General features: G+C 58.8%; 24 protein-coding genes and 1 pseudogene. All 25 read left to right on the forward strand.

Going from position 1 to position 23,430, the window contains the following annotated elements:
- Positions 1–280: pseudogene (locus ACSHSS_RS18630) on the forward strand (hypothetical protein); the annotation flags it as partial.
- A 68-nt stretch (positions 281–348) separates the two neighbouring features.
- Positions 349–513, forward strand: coding sequence for a hypothetical protein (locus ACSHSS_RS18635; protein ID WP_157657503.1), 165 nt, complete (start codon positions 349–351; stop codon positions 511–513).
- A gap of 10 nt (positions 514–523) precedes the next feature.
- Positions 524–1,150 (forward strand): hypothetical protein, encoded by a 627-nt coding sequence (locus tag ACSHSS_RS18640; RefSeq protein WP_445545342.1) that lies wholly within the window; start codon positions 524–526, stop codon positions 1,148–1,150.
- A gap of 2 nt (positions 1,151–1,152) precedes the next feature.
- Positions 1,153–1,911, forward strand: coding sequence for a P-type conjugative transfer protein TrbJ (trbJ, locus tag ACSHSS_RS18645; protein ID WP_060332490.1), 759 nt, complete (start codon positions 1,153–1,155; stop codon positions 1,909–1,911).
- An 11-nt stretch (positions 1,912–1,922) separates the two neighbouring features.
- The gene (locus tag ACSHSS_RS18650) at positions 1,923–2,123 is read left to right on the forward strand and encodes a hypothetical protein (protein WP_157657501.1); all 201 of its coding nucleotides are present in this window, start codon (positions 1,923–1,925) and stop codon (positions 2,121–2,123) included.
- A gap of 13 nt (positions 2,124–2,136) precedes the next feature.
- Positions 2,137–4,068: a P-type conjugative transfer protein TrbL gene (trbL, locus tag ACSHSS_RS18655; RefSeq protein ID WP_445545343.1), complete on the forward strand. Its 1,932-nt coding sequence runs from the start codon at positions 2,137–2,139 to the stop codon at positions 4,066–4,068.
- A gap of 75 nt (positions 4,069–4,143) precedes the next feature.
- The gene (locus ACSHSS_RS18660; RefSeq protein WP_261507966.1) at positions 4,144–4,830 is read left to right on the forward strand and encodes a type IV secretion system protein; all 687 of its coding nucleotides are present in this window, start codon (positions 4,144–4,146) and stop codon (positions 4,828–4,830) included.
- Positions 4,831–4,863: 33 nt separating this feature from the next.
- Positions 4,864–5,766 carry a P-type conjugative transfer protein TrbG gene (trbG, locus tag ACSHSS_RS18665; RefSeq protein WP_060332487.1) on the forward strand — a complete coding sequence of 301 codons (903 nt, stop codon included), beginning with the start codon at positions 4,864–4,866 and terminating at the stop codon, positions 5,764–5,766.
- Between the two features lie 2 nt (positions 5,767–5,768).
- On the forward strand, positions 5,769–7,208 hold the full coding sequence (locus ACSHSS_RS18670; protein WP_445545344.1) for a TrbI/VirB10 family protein: 1,440 nt from the start codon (positions 5,769–5,771) through the stop codon (positions 7,206–7,208).
- Between the two features lie 256 nt (positions 7,209–7,464).
- Complete coding sequence (locus tag ACSHSS_RS18675; protein ID WP_445545345.1) at positions 7,465–8,181, forward strand: hypothetical protein; 717 nt, start codon at positions 7,465–7,467, stop codon at positions 8,179–8,181.
- A 159-nt stretch (positions 8,182–8,340) separates the two neighbouring features.
- Complete coding sequence (locus ACSHSS_RS18680) at positions 8,341–8,673, forward strand: hypothetical protein (protein ID WP_060332484.1); 333 nt, start codon at positions 8,341–8,343, stop codon at positions 8,671–8,673.
- Positions 8,674–8,675: 2 nt separating this feature from the next.
- Positions 8,676–9,422, forward strand: a complete 747-nt coding sequence (locus tag ACSHSS_RS18685) for a ParA family protein (protein ID WP_060332483.1) — start codon at positions 8,676–8,678, stop codon at positions 9,420–9,422.
- 12 nt (positions 9,423–9,434) lie between these two features.
- Entirely contained in the window at positions 9,435–10,565 is a 1,131-nt protein-coding gene (locus ACSHSS_RS18690) for a ParB/RepB/Spo0J family partition protein (RefSeq protein WP_261507956.1), read from the forward strand.
- 148 nt (positions 10,566–10,713) lie between these two features.
- The gene (locus ACSHSS_RS18695) at positions 10,714–11,961 is read left to right on the forward strand and encodes a helicase HerA domain-containing protein (RefSeq protein ID WP_445545375.1); all 1,248 of its coding nucleotides are present in this window, start codon (positions 10,714–10,716) and stop codon (positions 11,959–11,961) included.
- Between the two features lie 237 nt (positions 11,962–12,198).
- Positions 12,199–12,489 carry a hypothetical protein gene (locus tag ACSHSS_RS18700; protein ID WP_060332480.1) on the forward strand — a complete coding sequence of 97 codons (291 nt, stop codon included), beginning with the start codon at positions 12,199–12,201 and terminating at the stop codon, positions 12,487–12,489.
- A 50-nt stretch (positions 12,490–12,539) separates the two neighbouring features.
- On the forward strand, positions 12,540–13,085 hold the full coding sequence (locus ACSHSS_RS18705; RefSeq protein ID WP_261507953.1) for a transcriptional regulator KorA: 546 nt from the start codon (positions 12,540–12,542) through the stop codon (positions 13,083–13,085).
- 109 nt (positions 13,086–13,194) lie between these two features.
- A complete protein-coding gene (locus tag ACSHSS_RS18710) occupies positions 13,195–14,340 on the forward strand; it encodes a KfrB domain-containing protein (protein ID WP_445545346.1) in 1,146 nt (381 codons plus the stop codon).
- Between the two features lie 129 nt (positions 14,341–14,469).
- Positions 14,470–16,086 carry an LPD7 domain-containing protein gene (locus tag ACSHSS_RS18715; protein ID WP_445545347.1) on the forward strand — a complete coding sequence of 539 codons (1,617 nt, stop codon included), beginning with the start codon at positions 14,470–14,472 and terminating at the stop codon, positions 16,084–16,086.
- A 50-nt stretch (positions 16,087–16,136) separates the two neighbouring features.
- A complete protein-coding gene (locus ACSHSS_RS18720) occupies positions 16,137–17,927 on the forward strand; it encodes a KfrB domain-containing protein (protein WP_445545348.1) in 1,791 nt (596 codons plus the stop codon).
- Positions 17,928–18,069: 142 nt separating this feature from the next.
- Positions 18,070–20,520 carry a type IV secretory system conjugative DNA transfer family protein gene (locus tag ACSHSS_RS18725; RefSeq protein ID WP_445545349.1) on the forward strand — a complete coding sequence of 817 codons (2,451 nt, stop codon included), beginning with the start codon at positions 18,070–18,072 and terminating at the stop codon, positions 20,518–20,520.
- 85 nt (positions 20,521–20,605) lie between these two features.
- A complete protein-coding gene (locus ACSHSS_RS18730; protein WP_445545350.1) occupies positions 20,606–21,091 on the forward strand; it encodes a hypothetical protein in 486 nt (161 codons plus the stop codon).
- Entirely contained in the window at positions 21,088–21,270 is a 183-nt protein-coding gene (locus ACSHSS_RS18735) for a hypothetical protein (protein WP_445545351.1), read from the forward strand. The genes ACSHSS_RS18730 and ACSHSS_RS18735 overlap by 4 nt, the downstream gene beginning before the upstream one ends.
- Before the next feature lie 67 nt (positions 21,271–21,337).
- Positions 21,338–22,033 carry a lytic transglycosylase domain-containing protein gene (locus ACSHSS_RS18740; RefSeq protein WP_060332472.1) on the forward strand — a complete coding sequence of 232 codons (696 nt, stop codon included), beginning with the start codon at positions 21,338–21,340 and terminating at the stop codon, positions 22,031–22,033.
- Positions 22,034–22,121: 88 nt separating this feature from the next.
- Positions 22,122–22,385: a hypothetical protein gene (locus tag ACSHSS_RS18745; protein ID WP_157657491.1), complete on the forward strand. Its 264-nt coding sequence runs from the start codon at positions 22,122–22,124 to the stop codon at positions 22,383–22,385.
- Positions 22,386–22,387: 2 nt separating this feature from the next.
- Positions 22,388–23,212 carry a restriction endonuclease gene (locus tag ACSHSS_RS18750; protein WP_374992313.1) on the forward strand — a complete coding sequence of 275 codons (825 nt, stop codon included), beginning with the start codon at positions 22,388–22,390 and terminating at the stop codon, positions 23,210–23,212.
- Positions 23,213–23,430 lie beyond the last annotated feature (218 nt).

The raw sequence follows: 23,430 nt of genomic DNA on the forward strand, positions 1-23,430 counted from the left end.
CATCTCGCCTGCAACTTCGGAAGTTGGTCCATTGATCAGCGTTTCCCTAGGGCGTCGTAAGTATCAACTCGGACTTGGTCCAGTGTGCCTCGCCTTTGTGGGGGCCTCCGGAAAGGCCGACATCGAGCTTGCGCGGCAACTAATCAAGAGCCATGGGGAGCGCTGGACGGTCGAATGGCTGCGCCATTGCAACGCCAACAAAGAGTGGGGCAAGGGGCAACTTACGGAGTGGATTGCATATCACGAGCGCCAACTCGGCATCGCGAAACAGGCAGCATGACGATATTTTGATATCGTTCTATCATCCATAGTGCTATAATAAAGGCAATCGCACACAAGGAGGGTATCATGGGCGTATTTCTGATTGCGGCAATGATTGGCTTGCCGGTTATCGCATTTGTCGCTCAGTTGATCGGTGCGCTGGTTGCGTTTCCGGTTGTGCTGGGCTTTCACGGACTTAAGGCGATCATGGCGCGTCGTATCGGCGCGGTACGTCACACCACGCACGCTTGAAGGGAAAGCTATGCGAAGAACGATCTTCAACAGCCTGGCAGCGGCAATGTGGCTCTGGTGCGGCTGGGCGCACGCTCAGGTCGGCGTCCGATCGACGATCGCGGTGACGGGTGTACAGGTCACTTGCCAAGGCTTTCAGCCTTACGTCACGTTCACTCTACCGATCAATGGCGCAGATCAAGCGCGCCCTGGGTTGGTCTACATCGGGATGCACGATCCGGCGATGTCGCAGGCGGCATTTCTCACTGGCAACAGCTGGGCCGACTGGCGCGGCGGGTTGTTTCCCGTGTACGCAGTGGCAAGAGGCGGACTCTTCAATACCACGGTCACTCTCCGGTTGCCCTACGCCCTTGCCGGCGGAGGATGGCATTTGTATGCCGGGTATGGCGCATTGTCGGCCGCCAACGAGGCCCGGGTCCAGGACGCAATCAATGCCATCAACGCCGCTAAAACGTTGAGTGCGAATGCGGCCGTGGCGCTGAATGCGAGCGCAGTCGTCGCGGCGATCGATCCCGACCACTATCGGCGCACGCTGATTCAGACAGACATGACACAAAACGGCAAGTACGCATACGTCAACACCGGGGTTGAAAGGAATCCCTACGTGTGCGATCCGCAACGAGGAGGGGGACGTTGACGATGAAATTTCTGATGCGCTTTGCTATCTCGCTGTTGATCGGTTTGACACTCGTTTCGCGAGCCAACGCCGGCGGTGCCGTGGCCGGCGCGACAGAGCCGACGCAGATCCTGAATAATCTGCAGCTCGTCGCCTCGTACGCGCAGCAGGCGCAACAAACGGTCACGCAGATCAATCAGTACGAGACGATGTTGCGCAACCTGATGAACATGTCTCCCAGTGCGCTGTTGGGAGAAGCGGCTGGCGCGCTCTGGAACGACAACAACATGTCGCAAGCGTTCAAGAACCTGCAGACGATAGTCGTGGCTGGACAGAAGATCGACTACACGCTTCAAAACGCCGATCAGTTGTTCCGAAACCTGCACCCAGGCTATGGGTCGGCATTGGATTTCCAGCACGCATATAGGAATTGGTCCGATAACACGCTCAGCGCGGTTCAGAATTCGTTGGCGGTGATGCGCGCTCATATGAATGACTTCGCGAACGAGCAATCGATGATTAATCAACTGCAGCAACGGTCGCAATCCGCGCAAGGGCAGTTGCAGGCACTGCAGGCCGGCAATGAGGTTGGGGTTGCGATGGTCAGCCAACTCGAGAAGTTGCGGCAGCTCCAGATGGCGCAGATGCAGTCTCAGAACGCCTATCTGGCCACGCAAATGGACAAGGAAAACATGGGGAACACGGGGCTAGCGCAGGTGTACGGAAACATCCGCGCCAAACGTATCCTCCCGTATACGGCGCCCTCGTTGCCGTCGAACTAACGGAGAACGCCATGCGCGCCATCGTGATTGGTTTGCTGACAGCCTTTGCTCTTGCCGCTTGCGGCAAGCAAAGTGATGCTGACCACGTGTACGGGCAATTGCCCCCCTCGAATCCGCGGCTGGCTAGTTCATCGGCAGTCCCGGCGATCGATGCGAATGCTGCCGAGAGAGCTGTGTTCGGAAGCATTCATTCGAAGCGCATCAAGCACTGAGGGCGACTCGGCCATGCTTGCCATACTCAGGTTGACGTTCCGCAAACCATCCTCCGTGCGCCAGTGGCTCCGGTTCACGGCAGTCATTGCCGTCGTCGTGACCCTGCTGAGTCTTTCGCTGTCTGCGCTGGCGCAGAGCAGCGGTGACGGCTACCAGTTCAATTTTTTGAACGGCGTGGACGCTAAGTTCTCGCCTCTCCAGGTGACCTGGGGGACGATCGTCAAAGGGTACGCTCAGAAGCTCTTTTGGATGCTGGCGACGATTGACTTCGGTTGGACTACGGTAACGTACATTCTCGACAAGGCGGAATTTGCCGACGTCTTGAATAGCCTCGTGAAGAAGGTAATGACGATTGCCTTTTTCTGGACGCTTCTCAAAATGTCCGATACCTGGATTCCGGCGATCATCAACTCGTTCAAAACGATCGGTATGGCCGCTGGTGGGGCTGGTGGCTCTGCGCCGTCTGCCGCGACACCAGACGGTATCGTGTCAACGGGCTTCGACACTGCGTTGGCCGCTTACCAGGCGATCGGCGAGTTGGGTGTAATGGAAAAGATCGCGGTCGTGATTCCCGTTACGGCGTTGGCGATTTTGGTTTTTTTATCGTTCCTTTTCGTTGCAGCGCAACTGTTGGTGACTCAAATCGAGTCGTACATCGCTATCGGTGGCGGGGTGATCCTCCTCGGTTTTGGCGGATCACGGTGGACGACGGACATGGCGTCGAAATACCTCCAATATGCGGTCGCCACCGGTATCAAGTTGATGGTGCTGTACATGATTGTTGGTGCGGGGCAAACGCTCTTCGACAACTTGGCTATCGATCCGTCGAACCTGATTCAGTCATGTCTCGTCGCTGCAGGGGAGGCGCTGGTCTATGCCTATCTGGGGGTTTCGGTGCCGCAAATGGCGAGCGCAATGATGTCGGGTAGCCCGAGCATGACTGCCGGGGGAATGCTCGGCGCCGCGATCGGGGCTGGGGCGGCCGTGGCGGGCGCTGGCGCGGCGGCGATGGCCGGCGCTGCGGGCGCTGCCTCGGGGGCAACTGGAGCGGCGGCCGGCGCGACCGGGCTCGCAAAAGCGCTAGGCGCCGGTCTGAACTCGGGGTTGGATCTTGGGAAGAGTGGCACCGCTCTGGCGACGCATGCACTTGGCGAAATGGGCAGTCATGGCCTTGGTCTTGCAAAGGGTGCGATTGGTGATGCGGCGGGCGGCGTCAGAGCCAATTTCGCGCAGAAAGTGGACGGCACGACTGGCGGAAAAATTGCTTCGAGTATCGAGGCGACGCGCGGCGGTAGCGTTTCGGGGATTCCTGTTCCGCCATCGGCGCCGACGAACGTTGCGCCCGCGCAAGGTGGCGGAGATGTCGCTGGCGCGCCAGCGAGCAGCGATGGGGGCGGGACAGAACCGGCCTCGAGCACGCCCTTCGCTGATGGGGGCGCTTCGGCTGGACCAATGGCGGCTCCTGTGAGTGCCGCGGCAAATAGTACGGCAGTGCCTCCGGCGGTTGGGCAGACGGCTACGGCGGCCTCGTCGCCGACTTCGGCGGCAGGTGCCGGGGCTGCCGCCGGTGGTGCAATGGGATCGTCGCCGGCCGCTGCCACGCCAAGCGCACGGCCCGCGAGCACCGCCGGAATGTCATCCGTGGATGGCGGCGGCAGTTCGAGCGGTTCGGCAAGTGCGCCGGCCGCACCTTCTGGCGGTCCGGGAGCTGTCTCGACGCCAGTCGATGCAGGGACTGCAGCGGCGCCTAGCGGGTCGGCAACGGCGACGCCCGGTGGAGACGGATCGACCGCTTCGGTTTCAGGAGACAAAAAAGGCCAGCCGCCGAATCGTCCTGGTTCTGACCCGTTGCATAAACGCATTAACGATCTTCAAGGCTACGTGCCGCAAGACGCTGCGCACGCGGCTTCGATCAATATCGATCTTAAACACACCGCAGACTAATATAGTTATTGCATAGGGCCGATAAAAATGTTTAGGCGAAAGAAGAAGGGCGGCAGTGACGCCGCGGAAGGTCTAATGCCGACGAAGGACGGCGGCCGCGACAGGGCGCGCTCACCGTTTCTCCAGGAGCCGGATGGCAATCGGGACGATCGGTACCTGAATCTCGCTGTAGAGAAGCACAATTGGCAAGTCGCCTGGAGGATCACCGCGGCCTTGCTCGCGGTGTCGATGTCCTTCAACGGCTACTACATGATGACAAGCAAGTTCATTCCCTACGTGGTCGCTGTCGACAAGCTCGGAACGGTGGTGTCGGTGGGCCAGCCGTCACGCGCGAATCCGGTCGATAGCCGCCGCGCAATGCGTGAGCAGGTCATTCGATGGGTCGAATGGTCGCGGATCATCGCGGGCGATCAGGACGCGCAGAAGACGTTCATGCGCTACGTCTACGCGCGAGTGCAGGCGGGTAGTCCAGCGTACAAGAAGCTCGATGCGTTCTATCACGACGAGCGCAAACCGTTCGCTACCGCCGCGGAATACACGGTGGAGACTATCGTGACGCTTGCTCTGCCGGTCTCCGATCACTCGTACCAGGTCGAATGGACGGAAATCCGACACGCGCCTAATGGAGATGTGCTTGGCGAAGAACGGTGGAAGGGCCTTTTCACATTCAAGACGATCGTTTTGAACAAGGACGTGGACATACAACGGAACGGTACCGGATTTTTCATCACCGACTTCTCGTGGTCCAAAGTTTTGGGTTGATCTGATATGGGCGTTAATCGGGAGCACACCGGTATGAAGATCTTGGCAACTTTGGGAGCTTGTCTTTTGGTCGCGGTTAGCCAGGGCGCGATCGCGGGTTCTGGCAAGAAATTTCTGACGTTGGAAGATGCGGCAGTAGCGCAGGCGAAGAAGTGGCAGCAGACGGGTGTTGCTAAGCCGATCATCTCTGATGATGGCCGGATCAACTACCCGTTTGGCCAGTATTTGCCGAAGTTGACATGCACCCTCATTCGAGCGTGCGACATCCAGCTGCAACCCGGAGAACTGACGACGGGTCAACCAATCGCGGGAGATTCAGCGCGGTGGAAATTCAGCAAGCGGGTCTCGGGCAGCGGCGACAGCGCCGTAACGCATATCGTCGTCAAGCCGATGGATACAAACATCGAGACCAATTTGATTATTACAACGGATAGGCGTACCTATCAAATTGATCTGTACTCGAGTCCGAATGAGAAGGACTACTTGAACATGATCGGCTTCTACTATCCGGAAGAAATTGCCGCGGAGTGGGACGAGACGGCAAAAATCAAAGAACGGGAGCAGCGTGCCCACGACAAACTGGTCGCGGCCGAACTGGCACCGGGCTCGGCCGACAAGCTCGATTTCGCATATTCGATCGACGGCGACTCACCGTTAAAACCCGTGCGAGTCTACAACGACGGCCTCAAGGTCTATATCAAGATGCCCGAAGCGATTACGACATCGGAAGCGCCGGTACTGGTTTTGCTGGGCAAAGACGACAGGCCTGAGCTAGTCAATTGGCGTCCTAGCGCCTCCGACCCGACGCTGTACCAGGTCGACAAACTGTTCGACAGAGCGATGCTGGTGGTTGGATCGGACGGCGACGAGAAGAAGATCACGATCACGTGGACGAAGAACAAGCGCTCCTTCTGGTCTCGAGTAGGAGGGAGATGAGCATGGCGGTCGCAGATCCGTTTGACTCACCGGATTCGGTTCAATTGAAGGGCAAGCTGACGGGGCTAACGAGAGTGTCGCGGAAGGTGAAGGCTCTCGCGGCTATCGTGATCGTTGCGGTGCTCGGGTATGTCATGTTCGCGATCTTTGGCGCGAACGACGACGGCTCAGTTCCATCATCCAAGGACGACGCGGCCGAGGCAGCAGCTCAGCAGGCTCAAAAATCCCCGTCACCGGCATCGCCGAATTTCGGCAACGTCGGCTCGGGGCAGGCGGTCGTCGTCGCCCAGGCGGCCTCGGCCGCATCTGTCGCCGGCATGCTCGGTCCAACTTTTCCGGTTGGCGCAAGCGCTGCAGGCGTGCCGTCCGTGCCGGCGCCGGCTTCAGGCGTGACCGCAGGACCGGGCGGTCCGGGGAAGGTTGTGCTAGGTCCTCGCGGCGGGCCGGCTGGCACCGACGGCCAATATCAAACTCCAGAGCAACAGGAGGCTGCGAGGCGCAAGCGCGAGCTTGACGAAAAGCGGAAACAAGCAATCGAATCGTCACTTGATGCTGGGAGTGGCGATGCCGCGACGGGCGGGTTGGGCGCGGCTGGAGGGACCGGTCTAGGTGCGACGTCGAGTTCGAGCAATCCTTTGCTGGCGCAACTTGCGCAAGCGGCAGGCGCGGCTGCTGCCGCTCAGGGTGCGGGCGCGGCGGGCGGCAGTCCCTTGGTGCCTGCGATTGGCGGTCAACAGCAGGACGACCAGAACAAGCAGGGCCGCAAAGAGCAGTTTCTGGCTAGCGCGGCGAGCTTGGCCAAGACCCGGTTGAACGAGGTGAAGATGCCGGCAACTTCCCCGTACGAAATAAAGGCAGGTTGGATCATCCCAGCGGCTCTCGAGTGTGCGCTCAATTCGGACCTGCCGGGGCAGACGTGCGCACGGGTAATCGAAAACGTGTACGACACGGCGACGGGGAAGTATTTGCTGATCCCGCAGGGCAGCAAGCTGATTGGCACATACGACAGCCAAATTGCGTACGGACAAGAGCGCATCCTCGTCGTTTGGACGCGGCTGATCTTCCCTGACGGCAGTAGCATCAGCTTGGATGGTATGCCGGGAGAGGACAAGGCGGGGAACGCGGGCTTCGACGCGAACGTCAACAATCACTATCTCAAGGTGCTCGGTAGCGCCACATTCATGGCGCTCTTTAGTGCCGGGATAGAGCTGACGCAGAAGCAATCGACCAACGTCAATGGCGTCCAGACGAACTCGCAGATCATTTCACAGTCTGTCGGTCAGCAGCTCGGCCAAACAGGCGCGGCCTACATCCAAAAGGGAATGAACATCCAGCCCACATTGACGCGAGGGCCGGGCTATAAGTTCAACATTGTGGCGACGCGCGACATCGTGTTCCCGGGGGCCTATAGACCTGAACCGCTAACAGCGCGCGGGTACTGAGAGAGCCGCACGGGGCACATTGGTGCCCCATTTTTCTGGGCACTCCGCTTCCAACGTCAGAAGTTATGATGATTGCGGCCCTTTACCGGACGAGCGCGTAAGCAATAGTGTTAATTATTGAAAAAGGCGCCGCAATCGTACTTTTTGTTTCCGACTATAGTATGAACTGCGTTGCTGTCGATCGCATTGTCAAATAACATAGACAGAGGTTCGTAAAGCAAAATTTCTACTACGTCAAATGCAGGCTCATCCATCCATGACCTCAAAGAAAACTACGCCTCCCAAGGCGGCTGTTGCGCGGAAGGGAGCGCGGTCGCAACCGAAGGTCGCAGCAAAAGTTGCGAAGCCATCGGCGAAGGCGCGCGCGGGTGCGCTGAAGACTGCCAAAGTGGCAACGAAGGTGTCCAAGAGTGCTCCGCCTGCAGCCAAAAAGGTGCAACGGCGGGCGACGGCTGCCGTTGCGGGGAGGGGGAATGGTGGCGAAAATACGGTCCAGGGAAACGGGCCGACCAGCGGTCCGTTGACCGTTGCTGCATCGGAGACGCGACCGCGCTCGAGCCACGGTCGACGTATTGGACGCCCGAAGACCAGACTTGATGAGTTGAAGGCTGTTCCGACGCGCTGCCCGACACAGATTTATACGTACCTAAAAGGCATCACGCCCTTCCTGTACAGCTCGTTAACTGCGATGTTCGAGGACATGATCCGCCGGTTTCTGGCCGAGCGCCCTTGGGAGCATGGGCTTCATTGGCGAAAGCCAAAAACTGCCGTGACATTTGCTGGGGGAGTAACCGGGCGTACTGGGTGGGAGCAGGTGAATATGCAGCTCCCGGCCGATCTGGCCGCCGAAGTGGAGGCTACTGCGACGATCTGTGGCGTTTCGCGCGCTGCATTCTGCTATACGTCGATCTTCTGGTGGGTGCAGTACATCTATCCACCCGCCAAGATGCTTGGTACTCCGGCAAACTCGTAGACCGAGGATTCTCCGTTCCACGTTGACGCTTCCGACGTCAGAAACGGGCCGCGCATCAGTCGCGGCCCGTTTCTGTATCGGAGTGATATAAATAACATTCAGTATTGCACTTCGGCCGCTACATTGATATCATCGTATCATGCTATTGAGAGAGTTCAAATGTCCGACACGAAAGATGAGAAGAAGCAAGTTCTGATTCGGGTGAGACAACCCGTGTTCGATCAGCTCTTTTCCGATGCGGTGGAGGAGACGCGTGCGCGTCGCGAGCGCGTGTCGGTGCCCTCGCTCGTTGTGGACAGACTGGAGGCCATAGACGAGATGGGGGCGTTGCCGGCTGCTGTTTTGGCGACGTTCACGCAAGAAGTTGCGAGCGCGGTCGCAGAGGGGCGCGATTCGGTCAATGTGCCCTTAACCCTTGCGCTACGGCTTGCACGGTTGCTGCCGCATGGCTATCGGGACGATAACGTTGGCGAAACGCAAAAGGACAGCTGACAATGGGGAAGATCATCACCGTAGTAAACCAGAAGGGCGGGGTCGGGAAAACGACCATCTGCTGCCACCTGGCCTTCGCGGCTCAGGACGCGGGTAAGCGCGTGCTGGTCGTTGACTTTGATACGCAAGGCAACGCTTCGCAGTTTCTAAGCCAGGATCTTCGGATCAACAAGCGCAAGGGCGGCTCCGAGCAGATTTTTGGCGACGGTGAAATAAAGTATACAGACCTCCCTGCTGAAGGGATGAAATTGCTTCACGGTCACGGCTATCTTGAGGGGCTCGACCAGCGAAAAGACGACATCCTCAAGCAGGCGACGACGCTGAGACAGAAGGTGCGGGCCCTGCCGTTCGACTATGTGATCTTCGATACTCCGCCATCCATCGGGCCGCGCATTGCCGCGCCACTTTTCTGGTCGGACCTCGCGCTGGTGACGATCCAGCCGAAGCTCGCCTCAATGACCGGGCTTGACTCGACCTTCGACACCATCAAGTCCGTGCAGCGCGTCAATCCAGGGCTAGCGATGCGAATGGTGGTGAACCTGTTTTCGCGTTCGTCCGCCACGCAAAAGCGGATGAGGGCAGATTTGGCGCAGAAGTTTGGCAATGCGATCCTGCACGAGTTTTCGATGCGCGTGGCAGTGTCGGATGCCTTGGAAAATTTTAAGCCGGTCTGGAAACACTCGCGCGACAAGAAGCTCAATGACGAGTGGAAGTCTTTTGCCGCCCGCGTATTGGAACTGAACGCATAAGGGAATGAAAACATGAGCACGCTGGATTTTCTTCAGAGCTTGGAGGCGCCAACGGCCCCGCCTGTCCTCGTGGACATCGATCTTATCGATCCGGACCCGGATCAGCCGCGGCAAGAATTCTATCCGGTCGACGGCGTGATCGACCCGGCGACACAGCAGGCCCTCGAAGAGTTGGCGGACAGCATTGCACAGGTCGGGCTGCTACAGCCGATTACGATCCGCGAGAAGGATGACGGCCGCTACAAAATCAGTATCGGCGAGCGGCGCTGGCGGGCGTTCAAACTGAACAACGAGCGCGGCCTGCCTGAGTCGGACAAGATTCCGGCGATGATCCGCAACGACCTGACGGCCGAGCAATTGGCATTGGCTCAGCTGGCAGAAAACCTGCAGCGAAAGGATTTGTCGGACCGGGAAACCGCGAAGTTTCTGAAGGAGACGTTGGAGAAGTTTCCCGGTTTGCAAAAGCAGCAGCTTGCGAAGCTGGTCAACCAGAGCAGCCAGTACATCTCCCGCATTTTGGCGCTTCTGGACCCACAGTGGGCCGACGTCGTGGATTCGGGGATCATCACCTACGCTTCGCTTCTCGAACAGTACCGCGCTCTTCCGAAGAGCAAGCGGGACGAGCTGAAGGAGACTGCTCAACGCGAGAAGCGCTCTCTGACCTCTGGCGACATTCGAGCCGCCAAGAACGGCACGAAGAAGGGCGCCGCTTCAGCCGGACCAGTGCCGAGCCCGTCGCCCGATGCGCGGCAACAGTTTGACCCGGAGCTCGCGCGGAGAGTCCAGGAATTCGTCTCCCAGCAGGCGCCGCAGGGCGAGACATATCAGCCGAGTGAAGCTGCGCGGAGCGCGCCGGCGCCGGTGCGTCAGATCAAGGACAGCGGTGGCGATGCAGTGATTCCGGATGGTGTGGGCGCGCTGAATCCGGCTATCCTCGAGAAGCGAGAGGCTCGCCTGACCCTTCAGCAGATCGAGTTGCTGCTCAGTCGCGGCGCGTTGCCTAGCAAGACGCACCTGGTGTCGGTCATGCTTCCGGTCGAAGAAATGAAGCATGCGATCGCAGAGTTGGGCATGGATCTCCCGGGCGACGACGCGCAGTTGCCGATGGCGCTCGCGGAGGCGATCAACCGATCGGTACGTTGAAAGAGGGCCGGAGCGAGTCTCCGGCCTTCTTTGCGCGCTAAGGATGATATAAAAAAGACACAAAGCGCATTCGGGACTGTCAACAGCAGAAAGGACGTAATCAGCCGTGCAGATTCGATGGGGCTCCAATGCCCAAAGTGGTGGTGACGTGATATGGGATTCGGACACCGTTGTGAATCCGCACATCGCTGCCTTCGCGGATTCCGGTATGGGAAAGACGACGATGCTGCGCAAGATTGCGCAGGCCATGCAGGAAACGGGTGGCCGCCGTCTGCGTATCCATGTGTTCGACGCGCATGGCGACGTAGAGATCCCTGGTGAATCCGCAGTGCGCTTTCACGAGTCTGCCGACTTCGGCTTCAATCCGCTCGAGCTAAATCCGGACCCGGAATTCGGTGGGGTCCGGAAGCGCATCCAATCTCTGATTGCGGCGATCAATCGCACATCAGTTCGCCTCGGTCCGCGGCAAGAGCGCGCGCTCACGAAGCTTCTGACTGGCCTTTACCGCCGCCATGGTTTCTTCGCCGACGATGCTTCCACGTGGGCTGCGGACCCGGCCGCTGGGAAGCGGTATCCCACATTGCCCGATGCGATCGAGTATGGCCGGGAGCGGTTGAAGGAGATGTACGTCGGTTCGGACGAGCGCGCAGTGCAGGCCTTTCAGGAAGTGGAGCGGCTTGCTCGTCAGGTGCGTGCGAAGGAAGTTGCGCTCGCTCGTCTGGGAAACGACGAGGCCCTGTCGAAGCTCCAGCGCGACCTGGAAAATGCCAAGGAGAAGGCGATCGACGCATTTCGAGAAGCAGTGCTTAGCATTCATACGGGCGACGAGCTGGACAGAGCGATTGAGTCCGATGGGCAAGAAGAGACGATCAAGTCGGTCTTGGATCGCCTCGAGAATCTATATGCGATCGGCATATATCGCAGCACTCCGCCACCTCTCGATCCGCGTTGCCGAGTCTGGCGCTACATCATCACGTCGCTTAGTCCCGACGAGAAGAAGCTCTTCACCATCACGCGTTTGGAAACGATCTTTAGTCGTGCCGTGCAACGAGGGCCGCAGAGCGACATCGTGGACGTTTGCATGATCGACGAGGCGCATCTGTATCAGGACAAGGACGAGGACTACATCATCAACAAAATGGTGCGAGAGGGCCGCAAGTTCGGCATTTCGATGGTTTTTGCCTCTCAAGCTTTGACAGATTTTGCCGATGTACTTATATCCAGCCTTGGAACGAAATTGATTTTGGGCATTGATAGGAATTACTGGCGGGCTGCGATCGGAAAATTTGGCGTGCCGGAGGCCGCGCTGAAGTTCATCGTGCCGCATCGTCGGATCGTCGTGCAGATGAAGAGCAAGGGCGAACTGAACGCCGGCGCTTACTGGGTGGCGCTCTAACGGTCTTATATTTAAGTTACAATTCGACCGTGTGTGTAACTAAATGTAATCAATGTAAGAAACGGTTTCTGGACGGGCAACGTCGCCAACCCGCTTCCAACGTCAGAAGTGAGGGGGAAGGCGTCCAGGTAAAGAGTAGTCAATAGCGATTGCTCTTTACTTACTGAAATTTTCGCGTATCATGTCACTTACGGGGTGGCGTGTGGATATCCAGTTCTGCCTATTGGGAGTTGTGTGATGAAGGGTGCGTCGTCGGTTGTTCGAGAGGTCTTTGCGGAAGAAAGCGAGTATGTCCCGCCGGCTGGCGGGGTTGTGGCGCCTAACGTCCTCGCGCGTGTTTTTGTGGACAAGCCGTTGCCGTTTGCAACGAATCATGATGGCTCCGTGGATCTCGATGTCTATCGAGCTTGGCTGGCGAACACGTGGAAAGAGGGCATGGACGCGTTCGAAGAGCAATCCTCGCTCGTTGTCGTTCAGCGAGAGCCGCGCAAGACAATCCGCCCCTTCGCTCCCTGTGCCGCCAAGTAGCGACTTGGTGGTATATATTCCGAACGGTTTTTTGCTAATTCGGAAATTGTATGACGGAAGCAGAGTTCGCTGATTTGATCCGAGAGACGGGCCTGTCGGCGGCAAGCCGGGAAGCTGCGCGCCTCGTCTTTGTGGAAGAAATGCAGCAAGTTGCGGCCGCGGCCGCGGTTGGCATTTCCAAGCAACGGATGAGCCAGATCGTCAAGGTGGTACGCCAGGTTGAGGAGCGGCGGGCCGAAGAGGCGGAGTTGGCCCGTCTGAGGCAGGGCATGACGTCGCCGGCTGTACCCGATAGCGTAATTGCGCTCGAAGCCAGCTACGCTGTCGCGGTCAAGGCCGCGCGGGAACAGTACGGTGACGACACCCGTATTCTTGCTCCGAGTCGAAACGGGAAGACCGTTGGGGAGGTCGTTTCGAGGTCCGATTTTCATCTTGTGCAGTCGGCCGGGCGCGGCAGTGTCGTGATTCACGAGCTAGCCAAACTCGATCGGGTTCCGCCTGTCGGGAAAAGCGTTGCGATCGCCTACTCGGAAGGACGCGGTGTGGTGGCCGATCGTGGCCGCGACGCCGGCACCCGCGGATCAATCGCAAGATAGTAAGGTCAGCGGCGTGCAATCTGGTCGGGCCGACGTTGACGTGGCAACTAATCGGCCAGTTCTCTTTGTCTCACTATGATTTTATAAAATCAGCAAACCGGAGAATGCCATGAACGACGATACTCTCAATGAGGCGCCGGCAAGCACACCGCGACGCCCGCGCGCCCGCGTGAACCCGGATGTAAAGCGGCAACGGTTGAATCCGCTCGATAGCGAGGAAAACGGGGTAAAGATCGTTTTCGATGGCCGTGAGACCTATGACGTACGTTTCGGCTACAACCCGGCTCTTGTCGCGCAAATGCACAAGATCGACGGTGCGCAGTTCGATCGGAACGCGGATGCGTGGAAGGTTCCGGTTTCGCAGTACGACGCGCTCGGCGAAGCAGCGGCTCGTATGCGTTCGGAGTACCTGCTCGATATCGCGTCACGCGGGGACATCGAGCGACTTGCAAGGGCGGTGGCCGCTGAGCGACAGCAGGCCGCCGGTATCGAGTCAGCCCCGCCGGCGCGTCTCTCCGATTTCCATCAGGTCGACGAACCACAACGCGGCGAAATCGTAAGCGTGAACGATCGGTATGCCGCGCAACTGACCGGCTTCGGACGTCGCGATGGGATCGCTTTCGTGACGCTTCACCGACTGTCGGAGTTGGGCGATCAGGTATTCAAGGGCGACAAGGTGTCCATCACCTACGGTGAAAAGGGGCGCGCGGTGGTCAGCCAGATGCAAACGCTCGAGGAAAAGCTGGATGCGTCTCTCGGTCGTTCCGTGGACGGCGTGACTGTTGTGCAGGATGGCGACAAGTACAAGATCAGCTTCGACTTCAATCCGACTCTTTCCGATCGCATCCAGCGTGTCGACGGGGCGCACTTCGATCGAAAGGAGAACGTCCACGTCGCCGACGTGAATCTGAAGACTTTCGTCGCGCGCGCAGTCAACGACATGCGCAAGGAATATGTGGCCGACCGGGCCGACCGTGAGCAGATGGAGACGATCGCGAACGAACGGATCGACGGCGCGAAAGTGCATGACGCCTACGTGTCGGACGGCAAAGCGTATTCCGGTCGGGTGCTTGCGGCGAACGACCGGTACGTCCTGCAGCACAACGGCAAGGATCACGTCGCGCTTCATCGCGTGCGCTACCTGAGCGAAGCGCCCGAGGTCGGGCACAACGCGCGGATCGTCTATCAGAACGGGCGCGGACGTGTGAACGAGCCGCATCATGATCGTTCGAAGTCCCAAGGACTTTCGCGATGACGTCGAAGCGGAGGTCCTTGCCTCCGCTAGTCTTTTTGAGGATGTGGCCTCAACGCGTCGGGCCGGATTGGCAACGGGCCGAGACAGTCTCTCACGCGTGTATGTCCTGATTTCCAGATGGAGGGTGATATGGAGCAAGCGGTGGCCGGAGTGGAACAGATCGTGGCGGATCTCGATGTGGCTGAGCGGGAAACCGTGGCGCAAGGGGCGGGGCGAATTGTGCCGAACGCGCTCAATGGCTACGAATATGTGCCGGGCAAGGAATTGAAGACGGCGGATGGTGACTATTTCTATACGCCGGGTGAAGGTGGGGAGATTTCGCGCCTGGCATTTCTTCCTGCAACTGGCTCGCTGGATGGCGTGCAGGAGTTCCCGTCGCTAGATGCTCTGAACGACCACTTGGCCCAGCGCGGTCCCGCCGATCGGGCGGCCGTGATGGCGTTCTTTGCGCTGAGCGAGCGGTCGCGTGAAGCATCTCGCATGGCCGGTGCGTCGCGGGAAGCGCAGGCAGCGGCAGTCGAGCCAGTGCAGCAGGACGCACGCGGGAGCGAGGCCCAAGGTCGCGATGTTGTCGAGAACGCGATCATGCCGGCGCCCGTCGTCGACGCCGGCACGGCGCTGGGCGAGCGTATGGCCAAAGCGAACTGGTACTACGCATATCTTCAGGATGCAGGCGAGCGAGCTGCCGCGAGGAACATCGCTGAATCGATCCTGAAGGACCTGGCAGCCTTCGCCAAGAGTGATTCCAAGCGCGCGGCAGAATTGTGGACGCAACATGGTCCCAAGACGATAAGCCCGCCCGCGTTTGTGCGCGAAGCAATCAGCGAATCAGCGTCGCTTGATCCCGTACAACCGGTCGGCATTGCAGGGGCTCAAGTGCTTGACGCCGCGCGTCGGCGTGAGGCGCAGGAACACGCGGCCGATGAGCAGGGGACCGAGAATGCGATCCAGCCTGCCCCGGGCACGTTGCCGCGAAAAGATGCCCATCATGGGGCCGAGGACGCTTTCGTGAAAGCTCCGGATCAGGCCGCGTCGGCGGAGCAAGCGCCGTCGAGCGGTAAGGAGGCTGCGGCCACGGCAAAGGAAGGTCCGGCGACCTTGCTTGCTGGCAGGTTTGTGCGCGGCGAGAACGGCGAGTATCGGCGCCAGGGCGAGAGCCGCGTCGCGCTTGTGGACGAGGCCGAGAAGATTCGCTTCGTGGATAAGCAGATGGACGCGTTTCAGGCGGCCGTCGAGCTTGCGAAGCATAAACAGTGGGAGGCAATCCTCGTCACGGGAACCGATAAATTCCGGGCGGAGGCTTGGTATCACGCTAGCCTCGCGGGGCTGAAGGTCGTCGGCTACGAGCCTTCGGAGAAAGAACAGGAGACGTTGAAGGCTGCATTGGAGCGGGCCGCAGTTAAAGATAATTCCGCTCCCGAGCGCCAGAGCGAAGCCGCAGGCCGTGCGGCGGCGACCGAACGCTCGCTGAAGGACGCGAATGAGTTCGCGTTGAAATCGACTGGTGTCACGCAGCCGTTGAACGTGCAGGCCGGACGGTACGTGGGCAAGGTTTTGCACGAGACGGACCACCATGTTGTCCAGGACATCGGAAAGAAGGTGGCCGTCGTTCACGAGAAGTCGCGGTTCAACGCCCGGGAGCTGAAAGCGGCGATTGAACGCGGCGGCAGCATTCGCCTTCAATACGACCAGGGCAAGGGCTCGATCGACGCCGGCAAGAGCCGGTCGCAAGGCCGTAGCCGATAAGCAGCGCTGTCCGTACGCCCGTGGGAGGGAGGAAAATGCAGGAATCGAGCATGGAGGTAACGGACAGCGGCACGCACGAGCTTCCAACGTCAGAAAAGACAGGGGGCGCTCGCGCGTCGCGCGGCAGGCGGACCTATATTTTCGTGCCATACGCGGAGATTAAGCGAGCTGGCGAGCTTGGTGCGCACTTCGATCGCACATTGAAACTCTGGTATGTGCCGCGGGGCGTGGATCTCGCTGCATTCGACGCGTGGCGCGAGCCACCGGCCCCGATGTCCGATGCTGACATCGAGGCAGACCTCGAACGTGCTCTGGAGGACATGGGCCTCGTGCTCGTTGAGCCGCTCAAAATGGATGGTTCGTGGCAGGACACCAGGGTATCAACCAGCAAGAGCATCAAGGCTCTCAAAGGTGCGTATAAGGCGACGTTGGTGGATGGCAAGGCGAACGGCTACATCAAGAATTTCGACACGGGTGAGGACCGCGCATGGCGGCCGCAGGGCATCACGATGAACTCGGAGGAGCGCGAGCGCATCCGTAAAGCGCTGGAATATAACCAGCGTTACTCGCCACATCGATCAAGCTCGCACGAGCGACCGACGTCGGATTCGATCGCCGGGACCAATCATAACGACGCAGTACATGAGGCGCGCGTGCAGCGGCAACGGGCCTTAGCGGACAGCCGCCGGCAGCAGGAGGAGGAAGCAGCCGCCCAATATGCTCGTGTTGCGGCCGTATGCGAAAAAAAATGGCAGTCCCTGTCGCCGGCACTCTCACATGCCTATCTGGATCGGAAGCAGGTGGAGTCATTCGGGCTGCGGCTCGATGGTGACAAGATAGTCACGCCTATTCGCGATGCTGATGGCAAGGTGTGGAGCCTGCAATATGTGGACCCAAAGGGCAACAAGCTCTATGAAAAGGGTGGTCAGAAGGCCGGGCACTTTCACGTGCTTGGCGACATCAATGCCGGCAAGACGATTCTGTTCGGGGAGGGTTACGCGACATGCGCGTCGCTGCATATGGCGACGCGCCTTCCCGTGGTTGAGGTGTTCGACGGCGGAAACATCGGGCCGGTCATGGATGCGCTGGCGCCGCGTCTCGTCGGACGTGATCTGATCGTTTGCGGAGACGATGATGTCCTGACGCGTGATCGAATCGTGCGGACCGTCAGCAAAGTCATCACGTCAGACTTTGCCGTCGAGAGGCTGAAGCTTACGCAAATCGATGAGGATGAAATTGAAGTTGATGGCGTGCGAAGACACCTACGGGGCAATCCCGACTGCACGATCGAGCTGCGCTACGAACTCAGTCCCGAAGGCGTCCAGCGTGTCGTCGGCGAGATTCGCAACGAGGCGACTGACAAGCATGTCCCGGTGAAGATCGTGAATGGCGGTCGGGAAAAGGCTCTGGCGGCGGCTGCGGCGCACAATGCCAAGGCAACCTTTCCCACGTTTCAATCGCTCGAGGGCGGTCCGACCGATTTCAATGATCTGCATGAGCGGGAGGGGCTTAGCACAGTGAGGCGGCAGATCGGCATGGCCATGTTGGCGCGCGCCGTAGCGTTGCCCGAGCGTACCCCGCAGGAGGTCGCGAAAGCTGAGATCGGTGATGGTGCCGTGGTGAGCGCTGCGCGCGATAACGGGCGCTACGTAGGCCCAGTAGTCGGTAACACCACTGCGCACGCCGTACAGAATGTGGGGCGGCAAACTGCCGTAGCGCACGATCTTGGCAGGCTGGACAAAGTGCCCCCAGTAGGAAAGGCTGCTCAAATCGTCTACAGCAACGGTCGAGGCCAGGTAGAGACTGGGGAGAACGACAAGAGCATGAGCCGCGAAAGATAGGACGGGTGGTTGGCACCCCCGTTTTGCGGTAGGATTCTGCAATTTATAAATCATTATCGGGTGTGCTATGCGAGTGGCGGGACAGCGGAATCAGTCGGTTCGGTTCAGTGGCCAGATCATCTTCCTCTTCTGCCTTGGCGTAATGTTGTCGCTGTGGTGCGCGACGCAGTATTTCGCCGCGGCCGTTCAGTATCAGGACGGCCTCGGCGAAGCAGCTTTCCACGTCGGAAGCAGAGTCAAAATCTATCAGCCGTTTTCGTGTATCGAGTGGGCGTCCGAATGGGTCGGCGCAAAGGGGATGCTGGGCGCGTACGTGTCCAGGATGCTTTACATCATTTGCGGCGGGATCGTCGCAAGTACCATCGCGGGGTTCGTGCTCTATTACCGGCGGAGCTTGAAAAGCGAATCGCACGACGACCTGCACGGGTCGGCGAGATGGGCGACGGAGCGCGATGTTCAGAAGATGGGGCTCATCTCGTACGAGCGGTGGGAGGGCCCTATGTGGCGGCGCCGGCTAAAGCGATTCAAAGCCACAGGCCTCTATGTTGGATTGTTCGACACGTCGGTCGGCCGACAAGTCATGCGTTATAGCGATCCCGCGCATGCGCTTTGCGAAGCACCAAGCCGAAGCGGTAAGGGCGTTGGCCCTGTCATCACCACGCTGCTGTCGTATCCTGAGAGCACGGCGACGAACGACATCAAGGGTGAAAACTTCGAGCTAACGAGCGGCTTCCGGCACACGGCCGGCACGCTCGTTATTCGTTTCGATCCGACGGCACTCGATCAGAAAAGTATCGATGGTAAAAGCCGCTACAACGTAGCAGCGTGCTGGAATCCGCTGGATGAACTTCGGGCGTTCAGTGAATACGATGTCATGGACGCGCAAAACCTCGCACAAGCGATCGCCGATCCGGATGGCGATGGCATGGACGATCATTGGGTGAGCACGTCCTATGAGTTTCTCACCGGACTCATTCTTCATGTCAAATACTACGAGCGTGACAAGTCGCTGACGGGCGTGTCGACGTACATGGCTGATCCGAGCTTCGAAGATCCGGAACAGATGTTCCTTCGAATGTTGCAGGCGGAACACGACCCCGATGGAAGTATGGGATGGTTGGATTCAGGCGGAAATCCGACGAAGACTCATCCTCAGGTCGCGATTTCCGCGCGCGCAATGCTCAACAAGGAAGAGAAGGAACGCAATAGCGTCCTCTCGACGGCAAAAACAAAGCTGAGCCTGTATACGGAGCCGATCGTGGCCAGGAATACAGCGAGGTCCGATTTCAGCGTTACGGATCTGATGAATCATGCGAAGCCGGTGAGCTTCTACCTAATCGTGCCGCCGTCTGACAAGGAGCGACTGCGCCCGCTGATTCGGCTGTTTATTACCTTCTTGTTGCGCCGGCTTACTTCAAGCATGGAATTCGAGGATGGTCGAAGTGTTAAAGACTATCTTCATCGCTTGCTTCTCCTCATTGATGAGTTGCCGTCCTTGCGCAAGCTCGAGCAATTGCAAGACGGGTTAGGGTATCTTGCCGGTTACGGAATCACGGCCTTCCTATTTGTACAAGACGCAATCCAACTGAAGGAAGTGTACGGGGATAATGAGACGATATCCGCGGGCTGTCAGTTGCGGATCGCATACGCACCGAACACGTTGCAGTCGGCCGAGGACATTTCCCAGCGGACGGGCGTTACTACGGTTAAGCGACAGAATGTCTCTTATTCGGGTAACCGTCTAAGCGCGATGCTTGGTCAGATGAGCATTTCAGAAGAGCATGTGGAGCGGAATCTTCTTACGCAAGACGAAGTGAGGCGGCTGCCGCGTGATGAAATTCTCGTCTTCAATACCGGACATCCCCCGATTAGAGGCAAGAAGCTGAAGTATTACGAAATGCCCGAGTTCAAGAAGCGAGCAAAGATTTCCAGCCCTAGCCGCGTCGCAATGACGTATGCCGGCGAGCGCGGAAACGTGGTTGGCGAATGGTTTATGGTTCATTGCGAGCGGCCGGAGAAAGGCAGCGAGCTTGCGGTAACGCTCAATGTCTATCGCGAATTTCCTCCGGTGCGAATCATCGTCAAACAAGAGCACGTCGAGCGGGAGGTGGTGCAGGAGTTCGAGTTTGCGTTGTTCGATAGCCGCGGCGAACTCGTCGATCGACCATTGACGACAGATGATCTGAAGTTCGTTGCGCGTCCTGTCGGAGATATCGGAGACTTCGACGTAAACGAAGCGTTCGAAGTTCATTTCGTCGTCAAGGATTCGTCGCCGTACAAGCACTTCTCGCAGACAGGCTTTTATAGGGATATCTCTGTTTACGAGCGGGCAGCTCGGCGGAGGACTCGCGATTACTTCCACGAATTGGAGGAGAAAGAAGGGGAGAAGATTGAGCCGACCATCGAGCGCGCAGCGCCAGATCGGCGTTACACAGGGCGCGTGCTGCTCGATACGAGTCACTACGTTGTCCTGCAGAAACTCCATGACCGCGCTCAGGTGTCGGTGCATCGGAAATCGAAGCTCGATAGGGTAGTGAAGATTGGCGAGGAAATAGCGATCCAATATACGGGCAAAGAGGGGGCCGTCAGTTGATAGCGCGCGAAGATCGATGCGATGTGCGTGCGGCGATGTCGCATGTGAAGGTGACGATTCGGTGTCACGCAGGAGTCAAGGAAATATGGAACTGATGGACTGGATGCAGCTGACAATGGCCGCTACGTGCGTTGGTTCATTCGCTTACGCGGCCCGGCGCGTAAGCGGCGATCTTCTCCGCGACGCGATGCGTATGCGTAAGCTGAATGAACTGCTGGATCGAGCGGCGGATGAAGGGAGTGGCGTGCCGCCTGCGTTCCAAAAGGCTTTTCAGGAAGGCTCGATCGCAACTCGCTCAGCGCTCGACCGGGCCATCGAGCATGACGGAATGCCGCGCACCGACCGTCGGTCGCGCCAGCGATATGTCGTCAGAGATCGCGCAGGCCGCCCGTTGTGCGAAACAGGTTGGGGTGTTGTGGCGTGGATCGTGTGGTTGGCGCATCGCTCGGCCGGCGCGACTGCTCACGATCGGTTGAGTTGGATTGTCGATGATAAGAGCTGGTTGCGCTGCGGCGATATGCCGTGTCAAGAGCGCATGGCTCAACTGCCCGGTCACATGGAGAACCTATGAATTATCTTTACGAGATTTACGACGCGAGCAATCAAAAGGTAGTCGCTCGGATCACGGCCGATAATCCTGTGTCCGCCCTTCGGAAATATCGTGAAAACGGCGGGGCGCTCGGCGTTGTTTATATCCCGCGCGGTGAAGGCGCAGCCTTTTCCGAAAGCGTGCTGGCGATTTACGAGTGAGGCCAGAAACCGCAACACACACTCGAACATGCGCTTATGTCATTTTATAAATGCAAGGAGGGAAGCGATGCTGATTCGACTGTTGTGCACCGTGGGTAGTCTGCTTCTGACGTTGGAAGCAGCGGCGGCGCAGGACCTCACAACGCTAATGGCGCAATGTGCCCCGGGCGTACACCCGACGACATTGAGCGCGATCGTGCGTACCGAGTCACGCGGGCATATGTATGTGCTCGCAGACAGCGGTCCTCGTAACTTGCCGTGGTCGCTTCGGAAGTCTATGGTGCGGAGCTTCTACCCGAGCACTGCACAAGAGGCGGCGGATATTGCGAAATCGCTGATTGATAGCGGCCATCTGGTCGATATCGGTTTGACGCAGGTAAGTAGTCAAAACCTGGGGCGCCTCGGCCTCACGGTTGAGCAGGTGCTCGACCCGTGCGTGAATCTGAGAGCCGGCGGGCAGATTCTGACGGACTTCTATCTCAACGCATTGAGGCAATACAAAGACCAGCAAACCGCTCTGCTCGCAGCGATATCTGCCTACAACACTGGAAACTTCGATTCCGGTTTCTCGAATGGGTATGTACAGCGGGTCGTGACAAATGCTGGTGGGACTGTGCCGGAACTCAAAACATCGGCGTTGCGCACGGTGTCGGCTAACCCTGTAGGGGCATCTCGGCGGTCGGCGCGCGCGTATCGTGATTCGCGGCGTTCGAGCGGTTTATTGCAGGCGAAATTTTCGGAGCTGGACGTTGAATTTCATTGAGAGACGGGGCAGGGATACGACTACATTCGATCAACGGCCCTCCACGCTGCTCGCTGCGTTGCGACGGGTAGGCAAGCGGTTGCCGGTCATGCACGACATCGAAGGGTTTTTTCAGCCGAACCACGGCGGCGTATCCGGCGATCGAGTTTTCGGTGTGCTCGAGACGCATGATGCGCGGGTGAACATTGCATTCGACGCGGCGCGGGTCACGCTGCCGCATAAAGCAGGCGTGTTGCGAGTGAGTGGCAAAGTTTGGTTAGGAGAGAGAACGAGCATGGTGACGCTGTTGGTCACGCAATACTGTGTGGTCGAAACTCGTTCCGCCAACGGCTGTCCTGTTGCGGAGCGCTAGGGATGACGAACCGCAGTCGCGTCCGACACGTTAGGCTGTTACCTTGGGGAGTGTCGTGGTGGATCGGTCCGGTCCTAGGGCTCACTGTCCTCACGGTGTGGATTGCCTTGCATCACGCAGCAGTCTCCGCGCACCGTCCTCGATCGGGTGCGCTTACGCTACTGTTCGCGTCGCGGTGGTCCCTGCAGGTCGCCCTTGCGCTGGCGGCCACTAGTTGTCTGTTCGGCCTGATTGCCGCGTCGCGGGCGGATTCGCGCGGCCGGCTGCTGGACTCGCAGCGAAACCTCAACAGTCTGAGGTCGTTGAGCTGGAGAGAGTTCGAGCGCCTCGTCGGTGAGGCCTACAGGAGACTTGGATATGTTGTAGATGTCGTCGGCCAGGGAGGAGCCGACGGAGGGGTTGATCTCGTGTTGATGCGGCCAGGCGAGAAGGTCCTCGTGCAATGCAAGCATTGGCGCGCGAATAGCGTGGGCGCGAGCGTCGTGCGCGAAATGGCCGGCCTGATGCTCCATCATCGGGCGTCGGGCGTGAAAATCGTTTGTGTGGGAAAATTCACGCGAGACGCGCAGGCGTTTGCTGGCGGTAAGAGCATCGAGTTGGTCAGCGGCAACGACTTGCTGAAACTGGTAAGGTCAGTACAGCGTAGCTCGGGTACGACTTCAATATCGGAAGGCAGCGCGCCGTCTTGCCCGGACTGCGGGCACCCCATGCGTAGGCGGAGTTCGCTTCGACGCGGAAGCGCTTTTTGGGGATGCTCTGCGTATCCAAAATGCAAGGGCACTCGCGCGTACCCAGGAGAGAGTGAGGTATCTGACGGATGGTGGTAAATCGAAAGCTGCAGCAAGGGCTGAAATGGCTTGCGATCGCTGCCGTGTTTCCGTGGTTGACTTTTTTGACAATTCGGCGCCCTAGAGCCGGCGTCGTTTGTCTGGTGCTTCAGTTGAGTCTCGTGGGTTGGCTCCCGGCAACGCTCTGGGCAATCCGCGCTCGCCAAATAGCAACTAGGTCATACGGACTTCGCTGCTGATCGACGTCGCACGGCGTA

The organism is Burkholderia sp. BC1 (assembly GCF_052683555.1).

Coding starts and splice junctions, on each gene's coding strand:
- ACSHSS_RS18635 (WP_157657503.1), top strand. CDS start 349: ATGGGCGTATTTCTGATTGCGGCAATGATTGGCTTGCCGGTTATCGCA.
- ACSHSS_RS18640 (WP_445545342.1), top strand. CDS start 524: ATGCGAAGAACGATCTTCAACAGCCTGGCAGCGGCAATGTGGCTCTGG.
- trbJ (WP_060332490.1), top strand. CDS start 1,153: ATGAAATTTCTGATGCGCTTTGCTATCTCGCTGTTGATCGGTTTGACA.
- ACSHSS_RS18650 (WP_157657501.1), top strand. CDS start 1,923: ATGCGCGCCATCGTGATTGGTTTGCTGACAGCCTTTGCTCTTGCCGCT.
- trbL (WP_445545343.1), top strand. CDS start 2,137: ATGCTTGCCATACTCAGGTTGACGTTCCGCAAACCATCCTCCGTGCGC.
- ACSHSS_RS18660 (WP_261507966.1), top strand. CDS start 4,144: ATGCCGACGAAGGACGGCGGCCGCGACAGGGCGCGCTCACCGTTTCTC.
- trbG (WP_060332487.1), top strand. CDS start 4,864: ATGAAGATCTTGGCAACTTTGGGAGCTTGTCTTTTGGTCGCGGTTAGC.
- ACSHSS_RS18670 (WP_445545344.1), top strand. CDS start 5,769: ATGGCGGTCGCAGATCCGTTTGACTCACCGGATTCGGTTCAATTGAAG.
- ACSHSS_RS18675 (WP_445545345.1), top strand. CDS start 7,465: ATGACCTCAAAGAAAACTACGCCTCCCAAGGCGGCTGTTGCGCGGAAG.
- ACSHSS_RS18680 (WP_060332484.1), top strand. CDS start 8,341: ATGTCCGACACGAAAGATGAGAAGAAGCAAGTTCTGATTCGGGTGAGA.
- ACSHSS_RS18685 (WP_060332483.1), top strand. CDS start 8,676: ATGGGGAAGATCATCACCGTAGTAAACCAGAAGGGCGGGGTCGGGAAA.
- ACSHSS_RS18690 (WP_261507956.1), top strand. CDS start 9,435: ATGAGCACGCTGGATTTTCTTCAGAGCTTGGAGGCGCCAACGGCCCCG.
- ACSHSS_RS18700 (WP_060332480.1), top strand. CDS start 12,199: ATGAAGGGTGCGTCGTCGGTTGTTCGAGAGGTCTTTGCGGAAGAAAGC.
- ACSHSS_RS18705 (WP_261507953.1), top strand. CDS start 12,540: ATGACGGAAGCAGAGTTCGCTGATTTGATCCGAGAGACGGGCCTGTCG.
- ACSHSS_RS18710 (WP_445545346.1), top strand. CDS start 13,195: ATGAACGACGATACTCTCAATGAGGCGCCGGCAAGCACACCGCGACGC.
- ACSHSS_RS18715 (WP_445545347.1), top strand. CDS start 14,470: ATGGAGCAAGCGGTGGCCGGAGTGGAACAGATCGTGGCGGATCTCGAT.
- ACSHSS_RS18720 (WP_445545348.1), top strand. CDS start 16,137: ATGGAGGTAACGGACAGCGGCACGCACGAGCTTCCAACGTCAGAAAAG.
- ACSHSS_RS18725 (WP_445545349.1), top strand. CDS start 18,070: ATGTTGTCGCTGTGGTGCGCGACGCAGTATTTCGCCGCGGCCGTTCAG.
- ACSHSS_RS18730 (WP_445545350.1), top strand. CDS start 20,606: ATGGAACTGATGGACTGGATGCAGCTGACAATGGCCGCTACGTGCGTT.
- ACSHSS_RS18735 (WP_445545351.1), top strand. CDS start 21,088: ATGAATTATCTTTACGAGATTTACGACGCGAGCAATCAAAAGGTAGTC.
- ACSHSS_RS18740 (WP_060332472.1), top strand. CDS start 21,338: ATGCTGATTCGACTGTTGTGCACCGTGGGTAGTCTGCTTCTGACGTTG.
- ACSHSS_RS18745 (WP_157657491.1), top strand. CDS start 22,122: ATGCACGACATCGAAGGGTTTTTTCAGCCGAACCACGGCGGCGTATCC.
- ACSHSS_RS18750 (WP_374992313.1), top strand. CDS start 22,388: ATGACGAACCGCAGTCGCGTCCGACACGTTAGGCTGTTACCTTGGGGA.